This window comes from Nocardia sp. CA-136227 (assembly GCF_050955695.1).
GTDB lineage: Bacteria > Actinomycetota > Actinomycetes > Mycobacteriales > Mycobacteriaceae > Nocardia.
On sequence record NZ_CP192081.1, the window covers coordinates 6,169,216 to 6,186,809 of the forward strand.

Here is a 17,594-nt window from a genome sequence, read left to right on the forward strand (position 1 = left end):
AGGTCAGTCGCGGTCGCGGAGGCGGCGGAGGGCGGCGGCGAAGCGGGGGGTCTGATCGCCGAGGGGGTCGAAGAAGTCGTGGTCGCAGGCTTCGACCGCGCCGATGGCCCGATTGACCAGGGCGGCACCGGATTCGGTGGGGCGCAGCGAGCGGGCGCGTTTGTCGGTGGGGTGCTCGTGGCGTTCGAGCAGGCCCTTCTGTTCCAGGGTGCGCAGGACCTGGGAGGTCATCATGGGGTCGGTGGCGGCCTGGTCGGCGACGTCGCGCTGGGTGACGGGGTCGCCGCCCGACCTGCCGGTGAGCCAGGTCAGGGAGGCGAGCAGGACGAACTGGACGTGGGTGAGGTCGAAAGGGGCCAGGGCGGCGCGCTGGGCGGCCTGCCAGCGGTTGGTCACCTGCCAGAGCAAGAGGCCGGGGCTTTCGTCGGCGTGCTCGAATTCGGTGTGCAGTCCGTCATTCGCCATCACCGGCCGACCATAGCGCGGGAGATGACGGCGAAATCGTGGGCGGTGAGTTCGATCAGGCCGCGTCGCAGCACGATGCCCCAGTTGGGGACGCTGGTCAGGTCCAGTTCGCCGCGCAGCGTGTCGATGGGGGTCTGGCGGGCGGCGCGGTTGTAGTCGACCGCGCGCCGCCACGGGCGGAAGCAGCCGCCCTGTTCTTCGACCTGCCAGGCCGGGCCCTCGGCGATGGTGCCGAGGGCGGTGAAGGCCTTGATCGGTTCGCCCTCGCGCATGCCGGTGCGGGGCGAGTAGTAGACGAGTCCGTCTCCGGCCTGCATGCGTTCCACGGCGGCGCGTTTGCCGTGATTGGCTTGCGCGAAGCCGAGTTCGACGCCGCGGCGGACGTGGTCGCGGGAGACGACGGCGAGCCAGTACCGGGCGCTCATACCAGCACCGCCTCGGCGGCCGCGACCAGCGCGTCGACATCGCGTTGCAGGGATTCGCGCAGGCCGCCACCCATGATCTTGATCCACAGCGCGCGCAGCGGGCCCTCCATGGTGACACGGACGGTGACGGTGGTGGCGCCGGCGATGGTGGCGACCTCGTGGGCGAAGATCAGCCGCGCGCCGAGCAGCTTGGACGTGTCGATGAACTCGGTGTCGGTGAGCTTGGTGATCACGAACTTGGTCTTGGGCCCGCCCTTGGGCTCGAGGACGCCGGTCGCGCCCTGGACGAACGGGCCGTCGAGGGTGACCCATTCGGTGTCCTGGTTCCACTCCGGCCAGGTGGCCATGTCGGCCCACTTGGTGAAGAAGGCGGCGGGAGCGGCGGTCGAGGTGGCGGAGGCTTCGGCGATGAACGTCATGAAATTAGTATGCGCGCTTACTACTTATCCGTCAACCCCCGGTCCTCGATCGGTTCCGAGCCGCCGTCGATCCGCTCACAATCGACCCCGCGGCAGGAACACGATCGGCGGTGAGTATGTTGCATCGACCGTGACTGCTACCGATCTGACCATGTACTCGACGACCTGGTGCGGCTACTGCCGTCGCCTCAAGACCCAACTCGACGAGGCCGGGATCACCTACGAGGTGATCGACATCGAGGACCACCCCGAGGCCGCCGAGTTCGTCGGCAGCGTCAACAACGGCAATCACGTTGTGCCGACGATCAAGTACCGCGACGGCTCGACCGCCACCAACCCGAGCCTGAATCAGGTCAAGGAAGCCCTCGCCGCCATCGGCTGAGCCCCTTGGATATCGAAGAAGCCGCACACCCGTAGGTGTGCGGCTTCCTGTTGTGCGACCTCAGTTCTCGGCGGCCCAGGATTCGACGATGGTCCGGGCGATCGAGATCGAGCCCGGCAGTAGCAGTTTCGCCTCGCCGCCGGTGGCTCCGGTGGGCGATCCCCAGGCGCCCGCGGCGAGCGCGTCGCGCACCTCGGCCCTGGTGAACCAGTACGCCTCGGCGATCTCGCCGTCGCTGAAGGCCAGGGGCTGGTCCGGGTCGCCGACCGCGGCGAAGCCGAGCATGAGCGAGCGCGGGAACGGCCAGGGCTGGCTGCCCAGGTAGCGGATCTCGCGGACGTCGACGCCGACCTCCTCCTTGATCTCGCGTTCGACGCAGCGTTCCAGCGACTCCCCCGCCTCCACGAATCCGGCCAGCAGTGAGAACAGACCCTGCGGCCAGGTGTGCTGACGGGCCAGCAGGACGCGGTCGCCGCCGTCGTGGATGAGGCAGATGACGGCCGGGTCGGTGCGCGGGAAGTCCTCGTGCCCGGCTTCGCTGATCCGGGACCAGCCGCCGTTGGCGGGCGTCGTGGGGCTGCCGTCGACCGGGCTGAAGGCGGCCTTGTCGTGCCAGTTCAGGACCGCGATGGCGGTGGCCAGCAGGCCGGTGCCGAAGTCGTCGAGGTCGAGGGTGGCGCCGAAGGCGCGCAGATCGGCCAGTTCGCCCTCGATGGTGTTGTCGCGCACCGCCCACAGGTGGATGTCGCCGTCGACGCCGAGGAAGACGGCCTCGGGGGCGCGTTCGGGGGCGAGGGTGAGCGCGGCCTCGAGCACCACGCCGCCGTTGTCGACGCGGACCTGGCCGCGCTTGTTCATCCGGAGGAGTTTGGCCTGGGGCCAGCCCTCTTTCAGCGCCTGTTCGTCGGAGCGGAGGTGTTCGGCGCGGTCGAGCGAGGTCCGCGACAGCACCGGAACGGCATTGAGCTCAAAAGCTGACACACCCCGAGACTAGACGGGCGCCCCGCTCAGGCGTGGACGCGCCGCAGATACAGCAGCTTGTCGTGCGCCTCGAGGGCGTCGGTCTCGGGATCGCCGACCCGGATGAGGTTGCCGTCGCGGACCACGCCGAGCACGATGTCGCGCAGGTGGCGCGGGGAGCCGCCGATCTCCTCGGTCTCCACGTCGCGTTCGGCGATGGCGAAACCGGCGTCGGGGGTGAGCAGGTCCTCGATCATGTCGACCACGGTGGGCTTGGTGGTGGCGATGCCGAGCAGCCGGCCCGCGGTCTCGGAGGACACCACCACCGAGTCCGCGCCGGACTGGCGCAGCACGTGGGTGTTCTCGGCCTCGCGGACGGCGGCGGAAATCCTTGCCTTGGGGTTGATCTCGCGGGCGGAGAGGGTGACCAGCACCGCGGTGTCGTCGCGGTTGGCGGCGACCACGACGGCCGACGCGTGCTGAACCCCGGCCAGCCGCAACACATCCGACTTGGTGGCCGAGCCCTGCACGGTCACCAGTCCGGCGTTGGCGGCGAATTCGAGGACCTGCGGGTCGGTGTCGACGACGACGATATTGCTGGGCTGCTCGCCGTCGGCGAGCATGGCGTCCACGGCCGTGCGGCCCTTGGTGCCGTAGCCGACTACCACGGTGTGATTACGCACGGTGCGCCTCCATCGCTGAATCTTGAACGCCTGCCGGGATCGTTCGGTGAGCACGGACAGGGTGGTGCCGACCAATACGATGAGGAACAGGATCCGCAGTGGCGTGACCACGAGAATATTGATCAGCCGCGCGGTCGGGGTGACAGGGGTGATGTCGCCGTAGCCGGTGGTCGACAGGGAGACGGTCGCGTAATACGCGCAATCCAGCAGACCCATGTGCTCGCGGGCGTTGTCGTTGTAGCCGTCGCGGCCGACGTACACGACCAGGGTGGCCCCGACCAGCAGCAGCACCGCCAGGCCGAGCCGCCGCAGCAGCGAATACCAGGGGCTGGACTGCGCGGACGGGATCCGCAGCACACCGACGAGCGCGAAGTCGGGCCGATCGGTGAGCCCGGCCAGTCCGCGCGAAGAATCACCCAACACGCGAATCACCGTTCATTTCTGGCACTTCTGGCAGCGGCACAGGTCCGGAGCGTACCGGGCGAACCAGGGCCCGGCGGTTCCCAGCGGGGCGCGTCGCGAACTCGAGCCGCGACCTGGGACTCATCCCTGGAGGTCCGGCGGCAGGTACTCCGGGTCCGGTGGCGGCTCGAAATCCGGTGGGAGATCGAAGTCGGACTGCGGGAAGTCGAAGTCGGGCAGGGGATCCCGGAGTGTGCCGGACCGGGAACCGGTGTCCGGGTCGGCGGGCGGCTCGATATCCGGCGGCGCATCCGAGCCGAGTGGCGCTTCTGAGCCCGGCGGCGGCGCGGCGGCGTCCTCGACCGCGGAGACTCCCGGGCGCGCCGCGGGCTCGGGGCGTTCCGGAGTTCCGGGGCGCGTCGAAGTGGGCCGGGGGCGCAGCAATTCGACCTCGACGGGTTCGGTGGGCCCGGGGTCGTCGTAGTCCGGTTCGTCCGGCAGCGGGGGTTCGTCCGGCAGGGGCGGTGCTTGCGGCGCGCGGCGGGGAGCCGCGGTGGTGATGATGGCGGCGAGTTCGGCCGGGCCGGGCAGGTGCGCTGGCGCGATGGTGCGGCCGGAGCGGACGTAGTGGAAGGCGGCGAAGGTCTCGGCCAGCACCTCGGCTTCGGGGCGGCCGCTGCGCGCGGCTTCCAGCCGGGCCCAGGCCAGCCGGTAGACGGCCAGCTGCACGGCGACCGAATCCTCTTCGCCGCGCCGGGGTTCCGCGCCGGTCTTCCAGTCCACGATCACCCAGGCCCCGTCGGGCCGGCGGAAGACGGCGTCCATACGGCCGCGGATCACGGTGCCGGCGATGGTGGTCTCGAAGGAGATCTCGACTTCCACGGCATTGCGGTCGGCCCACGGGGAGGCGAGGAAGGCTTCCTGGAGGCGCATCAGGTCGGCGTCGGTGTCGCCGGTGTCGGCCGCGCCGGGCAGGGTTTCGAAGCCGAGCAGGCGGGCGCCCGCGAACCAGCGTTGCAGCCAGGCGTGGAAGGCGGTGCCGCGGCGGGTGTAGGGGCTGGGCGGGTAGGGCAGCGGACGGCGCAGGCGCGCAGCGAGTTTCGCGGGATCGGCGCGCAGGTCGACCAGGGCGGTGGCGGCGAGCTGGCCGGGGAGTTCGATCTCGCGGGTGGCTTGTTCGGCGGCGCGGTGCTCGGCGATGAGGGCGTCGACGTCCTCGGCCCAGCCCTCGGGGTCCTCGTCCGCGGAGTCGTCCGGCGCGCCGTCGGTGGTCTCGGGATCGCTTGCCGGGTCGCCGAATCCGGGACCGAAGTCGAGTTCGATCTGTTCGGGCCGGGATTCGTCGCGCAGTACGTCGAGGGCGGCCTTGACCAGGGCCGCGCCCTCCTCCACGAATTCGCGGCGGGCGCCGAGCGGGTCGCGGGGCCAGGTCGCGGTCTGCGGGTTGTCGGTGAAGGGGTTGGGGGTGCCGGGCAGCGGCGGGTCGTCCCAGCGGTCGATCTGCACGCCGCCGGACAGCGACGAGCCCGGCGTCTCGGTCTCGTTCTTCAGTTCGAGCAGGAAACCGGAGGGGCCCTTGGGTTTCGAGCCGGTCTCGGCCCAGTGGTGGGCGGAGACGAACAGGGCGCGTTCGGTGCGGGTGAGGGCCACGTAGAACAGGCGGCGTTCCTCGTCGAGGCGGCGGGCGGCGAGGGCCTTCTTGTGTTCGTCGAGGGCGCGTTCGAGGTCGGCGCGGTCGTAGAGGTCGGCCAGGTCCAGGACGGGCACGCCGTCGGTGGCGTCCTCCTGGGCGCGGTCGCCGCGCAGCGAGGTGGGGAGTTCGGCGAGCGCGCCCATCCAGGTGGCGGTGCCGGTGCCGGAGGGGAAGGTGCCGTCCACCACGTGCGGGACCGCGACCACCTCCCATTCCAGGCCCTTGGCGGCGTGCACGGTGAGGACCTGGACCCGGTCGTGGGCGACCTCGACTTCGCCCGGCTCCAAACCGTTCTCGACCTCCTCGGCGGCGGCGAGGAAGTCGAGCAGCCCGGTCAGGGAGGACCGGTGGTCGGCGGTATAACCGGCCACCACCTCCGCGAAGGCGTCGAGGTGTTCGCGTCCGGCGGCGGCGTGGGTGCGGCGGGCCTGGGTCTCCACGCCGACGCCGATGGTGCGCTCGACATCGGCGACCAGTTCGGCCAGCGGCTGCCCGGAGCGTTCGCGCAGCGCGCCCAGCTCGCGGCCCAGCGCCACGATGCGGGCGAAACCCTGCGGCGAATACTGTTCCGCCTCACCGGGATCCGCGATGGCGTCGCCGAGGCCCGCCTTCTCGGCGGGTTCGGGGGCGACCTCGCGCAGCGCCTCGTCCAGGGTGGCGGTGTCGGTGATGGCGTCGGTCTGCCCGGCCGGCCGGCGGATGGACAGCTCGCGCGCGCGGCGGGACAGGGCTGCGATATCGGAGACGCCGATGCGCCAGCGCGCGCCGGTGAGGATACGCACCGCGGCGCTGCCGGCGGCCGGGTCGGCGATCAGGCGCAGGGTGGCGACGATATCGGCGACCTCCGGCGTGTGCAGCAGCCCGCCCAGGCCGACGATCTCCACCGGCAGCCCGCGCTCCCGCAGCGCCTCGGCGAGCGGCGCGGCATCGGCATTGCGCCGCACCAGCACCGCGGAGGTCGGCGGCGGGTTCTCGGCCTCGGCCGCCTCGGACCATTCGGCGGCGATCCGTTCGGCCACCCATTCCCTTTCCATCGCAACGGTTTCCGCCAGCGCGAGCGCCACCAGGCCGTCGGTGGCGTCGGGCCGGGGCCGCAGCGCGTCGACCGTCACTCCCCCGCCGCGCGCGGCCCGCTCGCGCAGCGGGTCCGACACCAGGTTGGCCAGATCCAGCGCTTCGGGCGGATTGCGCCAGCTGGTGAGCAGCGGCAGCACGGGCGCGGGAACCCCTGGCGCACTGGGGAAGTCGGTGGTGAATCGCGGCAGATTGGCGGCCGACGCGCCACGCCAACCGTAGATGGACTGCATGGGATCACCCACGGCGGTCACCGCCAGCCGCTGACGATGCGGCCTGACCACACTCGGCTCGGCCGGTTCGGACTGGGCGCGGGGATCATCCACCCCGGTCGCCGGTCGCGCCGGCTCACGACCCGCTCCGGCATCGCGTTCGATACCACTTCTCGAATCGTGCTGCGGTGCACCTGATTCCGAAGTCACAGCCGGTGCATCGGCGGTCGCTCCGAACAGCGCCGAGAGCAGGATGCGCTGGGAATGCCCGGTGTCCTGATACTCGTCGAGCAGCACGAGGCGGAAGCGGTCCCGTTCCGCCACACCGACTTCCGGGTGGGTGGCGGCGAGGCGGGCGGACAGCGACATCTGGGCCCCGAAGTCGAGGGCCCCGCGGCGGCGGAGTTCCTCGGCGAGGCGATCCACCAGCGGGAGCAGGGCGACTCGCTCCTGCTGGGCTTCGACGATGTCGGTGAGGGCGCGTTTGGGTCCGCCCTTCTGGCGCGGTCCGGCGGGGAGGGTGTGGACCAGGCGCTCCAATTCCAGGTGGGCCGTGGCCAATTCGCGGGGATGGACGAGGTGCTCGGCCAGCTGCCCGGTCAGGGCGAGGACGGCTTCGGTGACGCCGACGGGGCTGCGGTCGGTGTCCAGGTCACCGTCCCAGGTGGAGACCACGCGGTAGGCGAGCTGCCACAGCTGGGTCTGGGTGAGCAGGGTGGCGGTGGGTTCCACCGGCAGCAGCAGGCCGTATTCGGTGAGCAGTCGGCCCGCGTAGGAGTGGTAGGTGCTGATTTCCGGTTCGGCGGCGGCGAGCTGGGCGCGCAGGTGCCCGGTGGGGTCGAGGTCGCGCACGACGGGCGCGCCCGCGAGCCGGGCCAGGCGGGTGCGGATGCGGGTGGTGAGCTGCTGGGCGGCTTTGCGGGTGAAGGTCAGGCCCAGCACCTGATCGGGTTCGACCAGGCCGTTGGCCACCATCCACACCACGCGGGCGGCCATGGTCTCGGTCTTGCCGGCGCCCGCGCCCGCCACCACCAGGGTGGGTCCGGGCGGGGCGGCGATGACGGCGGCCTGTTCGTCGGTGGGCGGCGGCAGGCCGAGCGCGTCGGCCAGTTGGCGCGGGGTGACGCGGCCTCCGGCGGCCCGGCCGTCGCCTGCCACGGGATCGCCGTTCGATGCGGTGGTCACTCGTCGGTCACCTGGCGGCCGCGGTCCTGCACGGGGCAGCTGCCCGCCACCTTGCAGTGGCGGCAGCCGTCATTGCGCATGGCCAGGTAGCTGGGGCCTTTCGAGGCGTCGGCGGCGTGGTGCACGATATCGCGCCAGCTGTCGACGCCCGCGGCGTCCAGCGGCGGCTGGGTGCGCTGGGTGGCGCCTTCCTTGGCACTGGGTTTGGCCACGTAGACCAGGCGCGCGCCGCCGGGTTCACCCTCGCCGAGCGCGCCCTCCGCGGCGGCGACCTGGTAGGTGGCCAGCTGCGCGTGCTCCTCGGCGGCCTGTTTGGAGATGGGCGTCTTGCCGGTCTTGACGTCCACGATCACGAAGCGGCCCAAGGCATCTCGCTCCACCCGGTCCACCCGGCCGGTGATCCGCACCGGCACCTCGCCGGGGCCGCGGGCGGGCAGCACGCAGTCCACCGGGACCTCGACCCCGATAGCGGTGAGTTCGTCGCGGGTATTGCGCAGCCAGGCCAGGAAGGTGTCGACCATGGTCTCGGTGCGGCGCAATTCCGCCCGGGAATGCCAGTTCTCGCCGTCGCGGGCGGTCGGGTCGACCTTCTTCCACGCCTTCACCAGGGCCTGCTTCACCTGGATTTCGCTGACCTGCCCGGCCAGCGCCTGCACCAGGGTGTGCACCAGATTGCCCTTGAGGGCGTGCGGGTTCTCGGCGTCGCTGCCGCCGTGGCGTTCCAACGCCCAGCGCAGCGGGCACGTCTCGAGCTGGTCGACCGTGGACGGGGACAGGGAGATCATCCCGGATTCGCTGTCCCACAAAGGATTCACCGAGGAGAGTTCGGCGGTGCCGTACCAGTCGTCGGGGTGCGCGCCCCGCACGCCCGCCTGGGCCAGCCGTGCCAGCTGCCGGGCCGCGCGGGTGCGGCGTTCCGGGGCGGAGTCGGGATCGCAAGCGGCGGTGCGCAATTCCGCGATCAGGGCGTGTATGGCCAGGGCGCGGCCCGGGTCCACGGCCGGTGGAATCTTGCCCGGTCGCCCCTCGGCGGCGTCGGCGTCCAGCTCGCCGAGGAAGCGTGACGGCACCAGATCCTGGTCGCCCGTGACCGATTCGACCGCCGTGACCAGCAGCGACCGCCGGGCCCGGCTGCACGCGACCAGCAGCAGCCGCCGCTCCTCGGCCAGCAGCGGCGCGGACCGGCTCACCTTCTCCCCCGAGCCGCCCACGCCCGCGAGCAGGTCCACCAGTTCCTCGACGCCCAGCAGGGTGCCGCGCAGCCGCAGGTCGGGCCAGATCCCCTCCTGGACGGCGGCGACCGCCACGGTGTCCCATTCCTGGCCCGTGGCCGCGTGCGCGCTGCAGATGGTCACCGCCTCGCCCGGGTCGGTGATCGGCGCGTTGTCCTGCGGGATCACCTGCTGCTCCAGGTATTCCACGAAGCCCTCGACGGTGGCGCGCGGCAGCCGGTCCACGTAGGCCGCGGCGGCCTCGAACAGCCCGACCACCGCGTCGAGATCGCGATCGGCCTGCATGCCGCCCGCGCCGCCGCGCTCGGACTGACCCACCCAGCGCCGTTCCAGGGTGGAGGCGGTCCACACGCCCCACATCACGTCTTCGAGCCCGGCTCCTTCGCGGCGCAGCTTCCGTGCCCGGCCCAGCGCCTTCAGCACGCGCCGCAGGGGTGCGGCCTCCACGGTGGTGAGCTTCTCGAGCACGACGCGGTTCCCGGTGCCCACCAGCAGATCCCGGAGGATCTCCGCCGACGAGCGGTCCAGGTCGGCGAAACGATCGGCGTCTCCGTCGAAGCTCGAATCGGACTCCACCACAACAGGTTCCACCGCGTCGCCCGGCGCGATGACCGCGTCGTCCGCGTCGTCACGCTGCGGATAGCCGAGCTCCATCACCGTGCGCCGGATGCCGCGCCGCAGTCGGCGCAGGCTGATCTGGTCGGCTCCGCCCAGGGGTCCGGCCAGCAGGTCGAGCGCGTCGTCCGCGGTGAACGCGATGGGCCGCGGGTGGCGGACCGCGGTCGGGTCACCGGCGGTGATCGCGCGCAGCGCCAACAACATCCAGGCCGCGCCGCGCCGCCGGGCGAGCGGGACGTCGGCGGGCGGCTGCCGCACCGGCACCCCGGCGGCCAGCAGCGCCCGGCGCAGCGGGGCCAGCGACAGCGGCACCGAGCGGACGATCACGGCCATGCGGGACCAGGGCACGCCGTGGGTGAGGTGCGCGCGGCGCAGATGGTCGGCGATCAGCGCCGCTTCCTTGGCGGGTGTGGTGAGCACCTGCACCCGCACCTCGCCCTCGAGTTGCGGCGCACCCCAGTACGTTTCGGACATTTCGGGCGCAGTGTTCCCGGAACCCGGCGGGGTGCGATGGGTCGCGGAGCCGGGGAGGCGGGACGCGATGCGGTCGGCTACTTCCTGGACAGCGGTGGCCGAGCGATGGTTCCGGCGGAGGACGATGCGGCGGTCCGCGGGGGCGCCGGGGTCGGCGGCGAAGCGGGGGTCGGCGCCGCGGAAGGCGTAGACGGCCTGATCGGGATCGGCGGCGATGAGGGTGGCGGCATTGCCCGAACCCAGCCGACGGATCAGTTGAGCGGCATGGGGATCGAGGTGCTGGGCGTCGTCGACGAGGACACAGTGCAGCCGATCCCGTTCGGCGGCAAGGAGTTCCGGGTCGGTGTGGAAAGCGTCGAGGGCGGCGGTGACGAGTTCGGCGGCATCGAGGGCGGGCGCGCTGGCCTCGGGCACGTCCATGCCGACCGACCAGCGCAGCATCATGATCTGCTCGTAGCGTTCGGCGAAATTACCGGCGGCGACCCATTCCGGGTGCCGATGTTCGCGTCCGAGTTCGATCAGATCCTCGGGTCCCAGACCGCGTTCGGTGGCCCGCAACATGAGGTCCCGCAATTGTTCAGCGAACCCCGCGGCGGTGAGCGCCGGATGCAGGCGTTCGGGCCATCCGGCGGCGCCGTCGGCGAGGTCGCCGCGCAGCAGTTCGCGGATCACGATGTCCTGCTCGGACCCGGTGAGCAGGCGCGGCGGTGGATTGCCGTGAGCGGCCGCGAAGGTGCGCAGCAGGCCGAAGGCGTAGGAGTGGACGGTCCGCACCAACGGCCCCCGGGTCGCGCCGGGCACGCCGGCCACGTCCGGATCGAACGCGGCGGAATCGAACCCGGCCGGATCGGCGGCGGCCGCGGCGACGCGGGCGGTGATGGCCGCGCGCACGGCGGTGGCGGCCCGCTTGGTGTAGGTGAGGACCAGCACCGATTCCGGCGCGGCCCCGGCCAGGATGCGGGCGGCGGCCACCTCGGCCAGCAGTGTGGTCTTCCCGGTGCCGGGCCCGCCGAGCACGTGCCAGGGTCGCCAGCCGGGGTCGGCGCCGAGCTCGTGGAAGAGCGGCCGGAGGGCGGGGTCCCACTCCCGGGGGAGTGTCTCCGCCTCGGCTCGGCGCACCAATTGCACCGAGCTATCCGATCGCATCACGTCGGCTATTTCAACAGACCGGCCCGACAGTTTTCGTTTGCCATGAGTTGTCCGTGCTGCCTGTCACATTCCATGAGGCGTTCATGATCGACCGGGGCGAGCGTGGTCCGCGATTTCCCGCGGCGCGGGCAGGCAGCAGAATGGGCGTGTGGTGGAGCTTCATACTCATCGTTTCGGTCCCCCGACCGGTCCGGTCGTGCTGGCATTGCACGGGTTGACGGGCCATGGCAAGCGCTGGCAGGCCCTGGCCGACGAACATCTCCCCGACGTCCGGATCATCGCACCGGATCTGCGCGGGCACGGGAGGTCGCCCGGCGTGCCGCCGTGGGATTTCGAGGCGATCGTGGATGATCTCGCCGCGCTGCCGGAACTCGGCACCGGCGAACCGGTGGTGGCGCTCGGGCATTCGTTCGGCGCGGCCGTCGCGGTGCATCTGGCGCACCGCCGCCCGGATCTGGTGCGCGGTCTGGTGCTGCTGGATCCGGCCATCGGTCTCGACGCCGAGCGCATGCTGAGCATCGCGACGTCCATGCTGGCGTCGCCGGATTACGAGAGTGTCGAGCAGGCCCGTTTCGACAAGCTGGAGACCGCGTGGGGCGAGGTCGACCCCGCGGTGCTGGACGCCGAGCTGGCCGAGCATCTGGTGCCGACCGCGCACGGCCGGGTGGGCTGGCGGATGACGCTGCCCGCGATCATCGCCTACTGGGGTGAGATCGCGCGCGACTTCGTGCTGCCGCCGCGGGAGCTGCCGACGGTCATGGTGCAGGCGATGAAGGTGGATCCGCCGCTGGTGTCCCCGGACTTCCGGGCGGCGTTGTCCGCGCATCTGGGTGATCGGCTCACCGTCCACGAGTTCGACTGCGACCACATGGTGTCGCAGGCGCGCCCCGCACGAACCGCGGAGCTGATCCGCACACTGCTCTGATCTCACGGAAGGCGTGAAATGCCCACCAGCGAAGCCGAAATCGAGCGAGTGCGGGAATTGGTGGCGGCGATTCCGCCCGGCCGGGTCGCCACCTACGGCGATATCGCGGCCGCGGCGGGCTTGTCCACACCGCGCACGGTGGGCTGGATCATGCGCACCGACGCCGCGGATCTGCCCTGGCATCGGGTGCTGCGCGCAAACGGTACGCCCGCACCACATTTGGCGCATCGGCAGTTGACCCAGCTGGCCGCCGAGGGCTGCCCGCTGGCCGGGGATCGCGTGGACCTGCGGCGGGCCCGGTTCCGGTTCGAGGAATGAACCGGCTACCGGCCCCGAGCCACGGAGGAATTCTGTCCCTTACTAACGAAAATCTTCGAAAAACTCCGGCCGGATCGACGAAATTGCCGGGCCGGAACGGCCATCAGGCCGCGCCGCGCTCGAAGCGGCGGCGTTCGCGCGGCGAGAGTCCGCCCCAGATGCCGAAACGCTGATCATGGGAGAGCGCGTAGTCGAGGCATTCCTTGCGCACGTCGCACGAGGAGCAAATGCGCTTCGCCTCGCGGGTGGAGCCGCCCTTGTCGGGGAAAAAGGCCTCGGGGTCGGTCTGGGTGCACAGGGCCTGCTGGTGCCAGGATTCGGAGTCGGCTCCGTCACGGCGGGCGAGAGATTCGAACATGGCATCGAAATTGGTGAAAAGCAGCTTCACTATCCTCATCCCTTCAATACAAGTTTCAGAAAGAAAAACGCACGGTATGGTTTTTACCGACCCATGCCGCAGTCACCACTGACCGCAGCCAACCGCGCCTGCTCACCATTGACGAAGATGCGACGGGCGTGCACGGCCGCCGGAGCGCCCGACCACGGCGCGAGCGCGGTGGTGAACATGAGTTCGCACCAGCTCAATGCCGGAACCTCGCCGCCCGCGAGGGTATTCAGAAGAGAGAGTTCCTGATCGCTGTCATTCCACGCGGCGAACAACCACGAGGCATCCAGCCGGCCCAGGAATTCCTCGGCGTCTTCCGGAACGCCCAACGGGGCGTCCACCGCGAGGTGAACGACCGCGGCGATCGCGTGGCGCATACGGGCATCGAGGCCGACCCCGTCATGGAGCAACAGGCCTTCGAGCGACTCCCGCAATCCCGCGCCGCGGTCGATCCGGAAGTCGTTCCGCCGGGCCGTGGTGACGTCGAACATTTGTTTCCTCCCTTGAAATTGCGCTTGTCCCAAAAGCGCCATGCGCTGATTTAAATGTGCCCGTGATCTTGTTGTCCAGTTTTGGGGCAATCTGGGGCAAACCCCTAGCAGTACTGACACTGGCCAGTGTGGGTACCCGCCGGGAACCGCACCGCAGGGTGCCTGGCACCACGCGGGCAAACATATAGGGAGTGGCGTGTTCCGCCGTTTATGGTCTGACCATGCCTTATGTGCGATCAGGTTCAGCAACAGTGCATTACAACATCAGCCAGGTCAGCGGCCCCACGCTTCTGCTCGCCCACGGTTTCTTCATGGACGAGTCGATGTTCGAGCCGATGCGCGAATCCCTGGCAGCCGCCGGTATCAATCTCGTAACGGTCGACGCGCGTTGCCACGGACGGACACAGACACCCGATGGCGAACCGTTCAGCTATTGGGATCTCGCGGCCGACGGATTGGCGGTGCTCGATGATCTCGGAATCGAGCGCGCGGTCATCGGCGGAATGAGTCAGGGCGGCTACTCCACATTGCGCATGGCATTGCTCGCGCCCGAACGCGTTCAGGGGCTCGCCCTGATCGATACCGAGGCGACCGCGTGCACGCCGGCCGAATTGGCCTACTACCGCGAATTCTTCGAACGCTGGACCGGAGAGGAGCCGATGGCCCCGCTGGTGGCCGAATTGGCCCCGCAGCTCATCGGCGGCACCGATCCGCGGCAGTGGCGGGCCTGGACCAGTCGCTGGTACAGCTCCGACCGCCAGGCCATCATGCCCGCCGCCCGCTGCCTGATGGAGCGGCGTTCGGTGCTGCACCGACTATCGGAGATCACCGCGCCCGCCCTCGTGGTGCGCGGGAGCCACGACGGCAACAGCACGTCCCAGAAGTCCGAGGCGCTCACCGCCGGGCTGTCCGGAGCCGACGGCGTGGTGACCATTCCCGGCGCGGGGCACGGTGCGGCCTGGACCCATCCGGAAGTCGTTGCGCCCCTGCTGATTCGGCTGGTCGAGCAGTCCATCGCCCGGCGCGAGAGCCGGCTGGCGCGGGCGCTGTCGGCGCCGTGGCCCGCCAAGCGGGGTCAGATCGAGAATCGGGCCGAGCGCGGGGTTCAGGCCGCGCAGTAGCCGGTCGCCGGCGCAGGAGCCCCGCGGGCCGTGCCCATGGCGGTCACGGCCGGCCGGTGCCCTCGTCGAAGGCGGTCCCATCGGGGGAAATCCCGGCCTCGTGCCAGCTCGGGATGCCGAGGAAGATCTGGATCTGGCTGGGGTAGGCGGCGTTGAAGACGCTGAACAGCTGGACCGCGATATCGAAGCGCCGGGCGGTCTGCCGCTCGCGCAGGCGCATGGTGGCGCGGGGCCGTCCGTAGGCGGCGATGCCCTCGTCCCACATTTCCCGGAAAAGTCCGAAACGTCCGAGTTCTGCGAGGAATTCAACCGACCAGGCGGTATCTCCAGAGCTCGCGATCAGCCCGCGCAACCAGTGCACGGTGAGCCGGACCTCTTCCTCCCACTCGACCATCACCTCGCGCGCCGCGTCGTTGCCCAGGAACCAGCGCAGAATATTGGTGTCGCGCTCCAGCCCCGGGAATGCGCGCGCGTAGCTTTCGTTGCACGCCAGCACATTCCAGCGCGTATCGACGTAGGCGGCCAGATTCGGCTCGTGCAGATCGAGGGCGCGGCGCATGTCGTCGGTGATTTCCGCGCGCAGTTGCTCCACGGACGGGAATTCACTCACCCCGAGTCCGGCCAGATCGAGCAGATGGCGGCGCTCGACGGCGGACAGCGGGGTTATTCGGTCCAGATATCGCAGCAGCGCATCCACCACTTCGCGGGTGGGGTGGCCGCGATCGCCCTTCTCCAAATGACTGATGTAGCTGGCGCTCACACCGGCGTTGAACGCGAGCCTTTCGCGTGATACGCCCCGCGCATCACGCAGGCGGCGCAGCAGCAATCCGAAAGTCGGCGGCTTCAGATCGTCCGAGTCCCTATCCGGTTTCACGCCCAGCACCACGCCGTTCCCTCTCCACAAACACTCAGCAAACCAACCTTCATCGCTCTGAGTCCTCCTGGTTCCGGACAGTGGGACCCGGTGTGACGCCTGGTGCGAACTGTGACGAACGCCGCATACTCCGCCAGTTCTCGACTCGGATACTGCCATATGCGATTGTTCCGAAGGTTAAAACAAGACCATTTCTACTATGTGTCGTGCCACATCTCATAACGTAACGACTATCGGCAATTGCTTAGCAAGCGCAGGTTTCCGGCGTGCCCGGCGACCCCTGAACAGCGTGCCACTACGATCTTCAACCATGCGCAGTGAGGCCCTGACACTCCCCCACCCAGGAACGGGATCGTGACACCCGTCGACGCCATCGTGCTGGCCGGAGGAAAGGCCAGCCGGATGGGCGGAGTGGACAAACCCGCGCTGGTCGTGGGCGGGCAATCCATGCTCGACGCGGCGCTCACCGCGGTCGCGGGCTGCGCGCGCACGGTGGTGGTCGGACCGCACCGGCCCGAACTGCCGCCGGAAGTCCTTCAGGCACAGGAGATACCGGCCGGGGCGGGCCCCGTCGCCGCCATCGCCGCAGGTCTGGGCGCCCTGGCCGGGTGTGAGTTCCCCGCCGGGCTGATCGTGGTGCTGGCCGCCGACATGCCCTTCCTCACCGCGGCGGCGGTGAGCGAACTGCTGTCCCACGCAAGGGAATCCGGGAGCGACGCGGTATTCGCCGCCGACGCCTCGGGCCGCCCGCAGTACCTGGTCGGCGTGTGGCGCCGCGCCGCCTTGGAGGCGGCGCTGAATTCCCTGGACTCCCTGGTGAATCGGCCGATGAAGGCGCTGGTGCCGGTGGACACCGCCATGGTCGCGCTGCCCGGCGTCGAGGACTGCGACACCCCCGAGGATGTGCGCCGGGCGCGCACCGGCGCGGTCCGGACGGCCGAGCCGCTGTGGCTCGACGAGGCGCGGGATGTGCTGCGCGGGAGCATCTCCCCGCTGCCGGCGCGCCGCGCCACCCTGCGCTCGGCGCGCGGCGCGACCCTGGCCGCCCCGCTGCTGGCCGCCGACGCGTTGCCGCGTTTCGACGTGTCGGCCATGGACGGGTACGCCGTCAGCGGCGACGGGCCGTGGCAGCTGCGCCGCGATATCGGGTTCGCGGGCGGTGAGCGGCCGGTGGGCCTGCTGGACGGCGAAGCGGTCCGCATCGCGACGGGCGCGCACGTGCCCGACGGGACCAGTTCGGTGGTGCGCGACGAGTTCGTGCACATCGGCGAGGACGGCACCCTGTACCGGCTGCCGGACACGCCGATCCGCGAGGACGTGCGCCGCCGCGGCGAATACTGGCTTCCCGGCGCGGAAGTCGCGCCCGCGGGCACCCCGGTCACCGCCGCCCTCATCTCGGTGGCCGCCAGCGCCGAGGTCGCCACGGCGTCGATCCGCGGCCCGGTGCGGGCGCGAATCGTGATGACCGGTGACGAGATTCGCGGGGACGGCCCGCTGCACACCGGCCAGACCCGCGATGCCATCGGCCCGGTGCTGCCCGACATCCTGGCCTGGTACGGCGTCACCACGATCGACCGGGTTCACCTGCGCGACACCGCGAACGCCTTCGACGAGGTGCTGGCGGCCGCGGCCGACTGCGATCTGCTCGTCATCGTCGGCGCGACCGGCGGCGGCGCGGCCGACCAGCTGCGCTCCGCGCTGGACCGCACCGAGTCCACCGTGCTGTTGCGCCGGCTGCGGCTGCGGCCGGGCGGCTCCACGGTGGCCGCCCAACTGCCTTCCGGCACAGTCGTTCTGGGACTGCCAGGCAACCCCTTCGCGGCCATCTCCACCCTGCTGGCGCTGATCGGCGCCATCGTGGAGGGCATGACCGGTGCGACACCGGCGCGGCGGGTGCTGGGCCCGCTGGCCAACGCGGCCGAGCTGACCGCTCCGGTGGCCCGCATCGTCCCGGCGCGGGCGCTGCCCGGTGGCGGCTTCCAGGGCGATCTGCGGCTGCACACGGCCCATCTGGCCGATCTGCTGGACCGTGACGGCCTGGTGATCGTTCCCGCCGACGCCGAGGACGGCGCCCTGGCCGAGTTCATTCCGCTGCGAGGCTGAGAGC

General features: G+C 70.6%; 15 protein-coding genes. 5 read left to right on the forward strand and 10 right to left on the reverse strand.

All coding sequences use genetic code 11. From position 1 onward, the window contains the following. Positions 1-3: 3 nt before the first annotated feature. From ACQP06_RS28650 to ACQP06_RS28660, 3 genes are read right to left on the reverse strand one after another with little or no spacing between them, the layout of a single operon-like run. Positions 4-465 carry a MarR family winged helix-turn-helix transcriptional regulator gene (locus ACQP06_RS28650; protein WP_433673450.1) on the reverse strand — a complete coding sequence of 154 codons (462 nt, stop codon included), beginning with the start codon at positions 463-465 and terminating at the stop codon, positions 4-6. After that, positions 465-890: an EVE domain-containing protein gene (locus ACQP06_RS28655; protein ID WP_433667736.1), complete on the reverse strand. Its 426-nt coding sequence runs from the start codon at positions 888-890 to the stop codon at positions 465-467. Before ACQP06_RS28655 ends, ACQP06_RS28650 begins: the two co-directional genes overlap by 1 nt. After that, positions 887-1,309, reverse strand: a complete 423-nt coding sequence (locus tag ACQP06_RS28660; protein WP_433667737.1) for an SRPBCC family protein — start codon at positions 1,307-1,309, stop codon at positions 887-889. Before ACQP06_RS28660 ends, ACQP06_RS28655 begins: the two co-directional genes overlap by 4 nt. A 130-nt stretch (positions 1,310-1,439) precedes the next feature. Between ACQP06_RS28660 and ACQP06_RS28665 the strand changes: the two genes are divergently transcribed. Further along, positions 1,440-1,691, forward strand: a complete 252-nt coding sequence (locus ACQP06_RS28665) for a mycoredoxin (protein WP_357086879.1) — start codon at positions 1,440-1,442, stop codon at positions 1,689-1,691. 60 nt (positions 1,692-1,751) lie between these two features. Here the strand turns inward: ACQP06_RS28665 and nudC are convergent, their stop codons facing one another. The 4 genes from nudC to ACQP06_RS28685 all read right to left on the reverse strand — a co-directional run bounded on the left by nudC (position 1,752) and on the right by ACQP06_RS28685 (position 11,370). Then, the gene (nudC, locus tag ACQP06_RS28670; protein ID WP_433667739.1) at positions 1,752-2,672 is read right to left on the reverse strand and encodes an NAD(+) diphosphatase; all 921 of its coding nucleotides are present in this window, start codon (positions 2,670-2,672) and stop codon (positions 1,752-1,754) included. Between the two features lie 26 nt (positions 2,673-2,698). Beyond that, positions 2,699-3,757 (reverse strand): potassium channel family protein, encoded by a 1,059-nt coding sequence (locus ACQP06_RS28675; protein WP_433667741.1) that lies wholly within the window; start codon positions 3,755-3,757, stop codon positions 2,699-2,701. Between the two features lie 120 nt (positions 3,758-3,877). Next, positions 3,878-7,873, reverse strand: a complete 3,996-nt coding sequence (locus ACQP06_RS28680; RefSeq protein ID WP_433673451.1) for a UvrD-helicase domain-containing protein — start codon at positions 7,871-7,873, stop codon at positions 3,878-3,880. Positions 7,874-7,896: 23 nt separating this feature from the next. Then, positions 7,897-11,370, reverse strand: coding sequence for an ATP-dependent helicase (locus ACQP06_RS28685; protein WP_433673452.1), 3,474 nt, complete (start codon positions 11,368-11,370; stop codon positions 7,897-7,899). Between the two features lie 151 nt (positions 11,371-11,521). On the opposite strand from ACQP06_RS28685, the gene ACQP06_RS28690 reads away from it, so the two are divergent. Further along, a complete protein-coding gene (locus tag ACQP06_RS28690) occupies positions 11,522-12,298 on the forward strand; it encodes an alpha/beta fold hydrolase (RefSeq protein ID WP_433667742.1) in 777 nt (258 codons plus the stop codon). An 18-nt stretch (positions 12,299-12,316) separates the two neighbouring features. Beyond that, on the forward strand, positions 12,317-12,616 hold the full coding sequence (locus tag ACQP06_RS28695; RefSeq protein WP_433667744.1) for an MGMT family protein: 300 nt from the start codon (positions 12,317-12,319) through the stop codon (positions 12,614-12,616). Positions 12,617-12,719: 103 nt separating this feature from the next. Here the strand turns inward: ACQP06_RS28695 and ACQP06_RS28700 are convergent, their stop codons facing one another. Beyond that, positions 12,720-13,013: a WhiB family transcriptional regulator gene (locus ACQP06_RS28700; protein WP_379275954.1), complete on the reverse strand. Its 294-nt coding sequence runs from the start codon at positions 13,011-13,013 to the stop codon at positions 12,720-12,722. A 44-nt stretch (positions 13,014-13,057) separates the two neighbouring features. Next, complete coding sequence (locus ACQP06_RS28705) at positions 13,058-13,492, reverse strand: hypothetical protein (protein ID WP_433667746.1); 435 nt, start codon at positions 13,490-13,492, stop codon at positions 13,058-13,060. Between the two features lie 251 nt (positions 13,493-13,743). Between ACQP06_RS28705 and ACQP06_RS28710 the strand changes: the two genes are divergently transcribed. Then, a complete protein-coding gene (locus tag ACQP06_RS28710) occupies positions 13,744-14,613 on the forward strand; it encodes an alpha/beta fold hydrolase (protein ID WP_433667748.1) in 870 nt (289 codons plus the stop codon). A 43-nt stretch (positions 14,614-14,656) separates the two neighbouring features. Here the strand turns inward: ACQP06_RS28710 and ACQP06_RS28715 are convergent, their stop codons facing one another. Beyond that, positions 14,657-15,439, reverse strand: coding sequence for a helix-turn-helix domain-containing protein (locus tag ACQP06_RS28715; protein ID WP_433667750.1), 783 nt, complete (start codon positions 15,437-15,439; stop codon positions 14,657-14,659). Positions 15,440-15,841: 402 nt separating this feature from the next. Between ACQP06_RS28715 and ACQP06_RS28720 the strand changes: the two genes are divergently transcribed. Further along, complete coding sequence (locus ACQP06_RS28720) at positions 15,842-17,590, forward strand: NTP transferase domain-containing protein (RefSeq protein WP_433667752.1); 1,749 nt, start codon at positions 15,842-15,844, stop codon at positions 17,588-17,590. Positions 17,591-17,594: the final 4 nt, after the last annotated feature.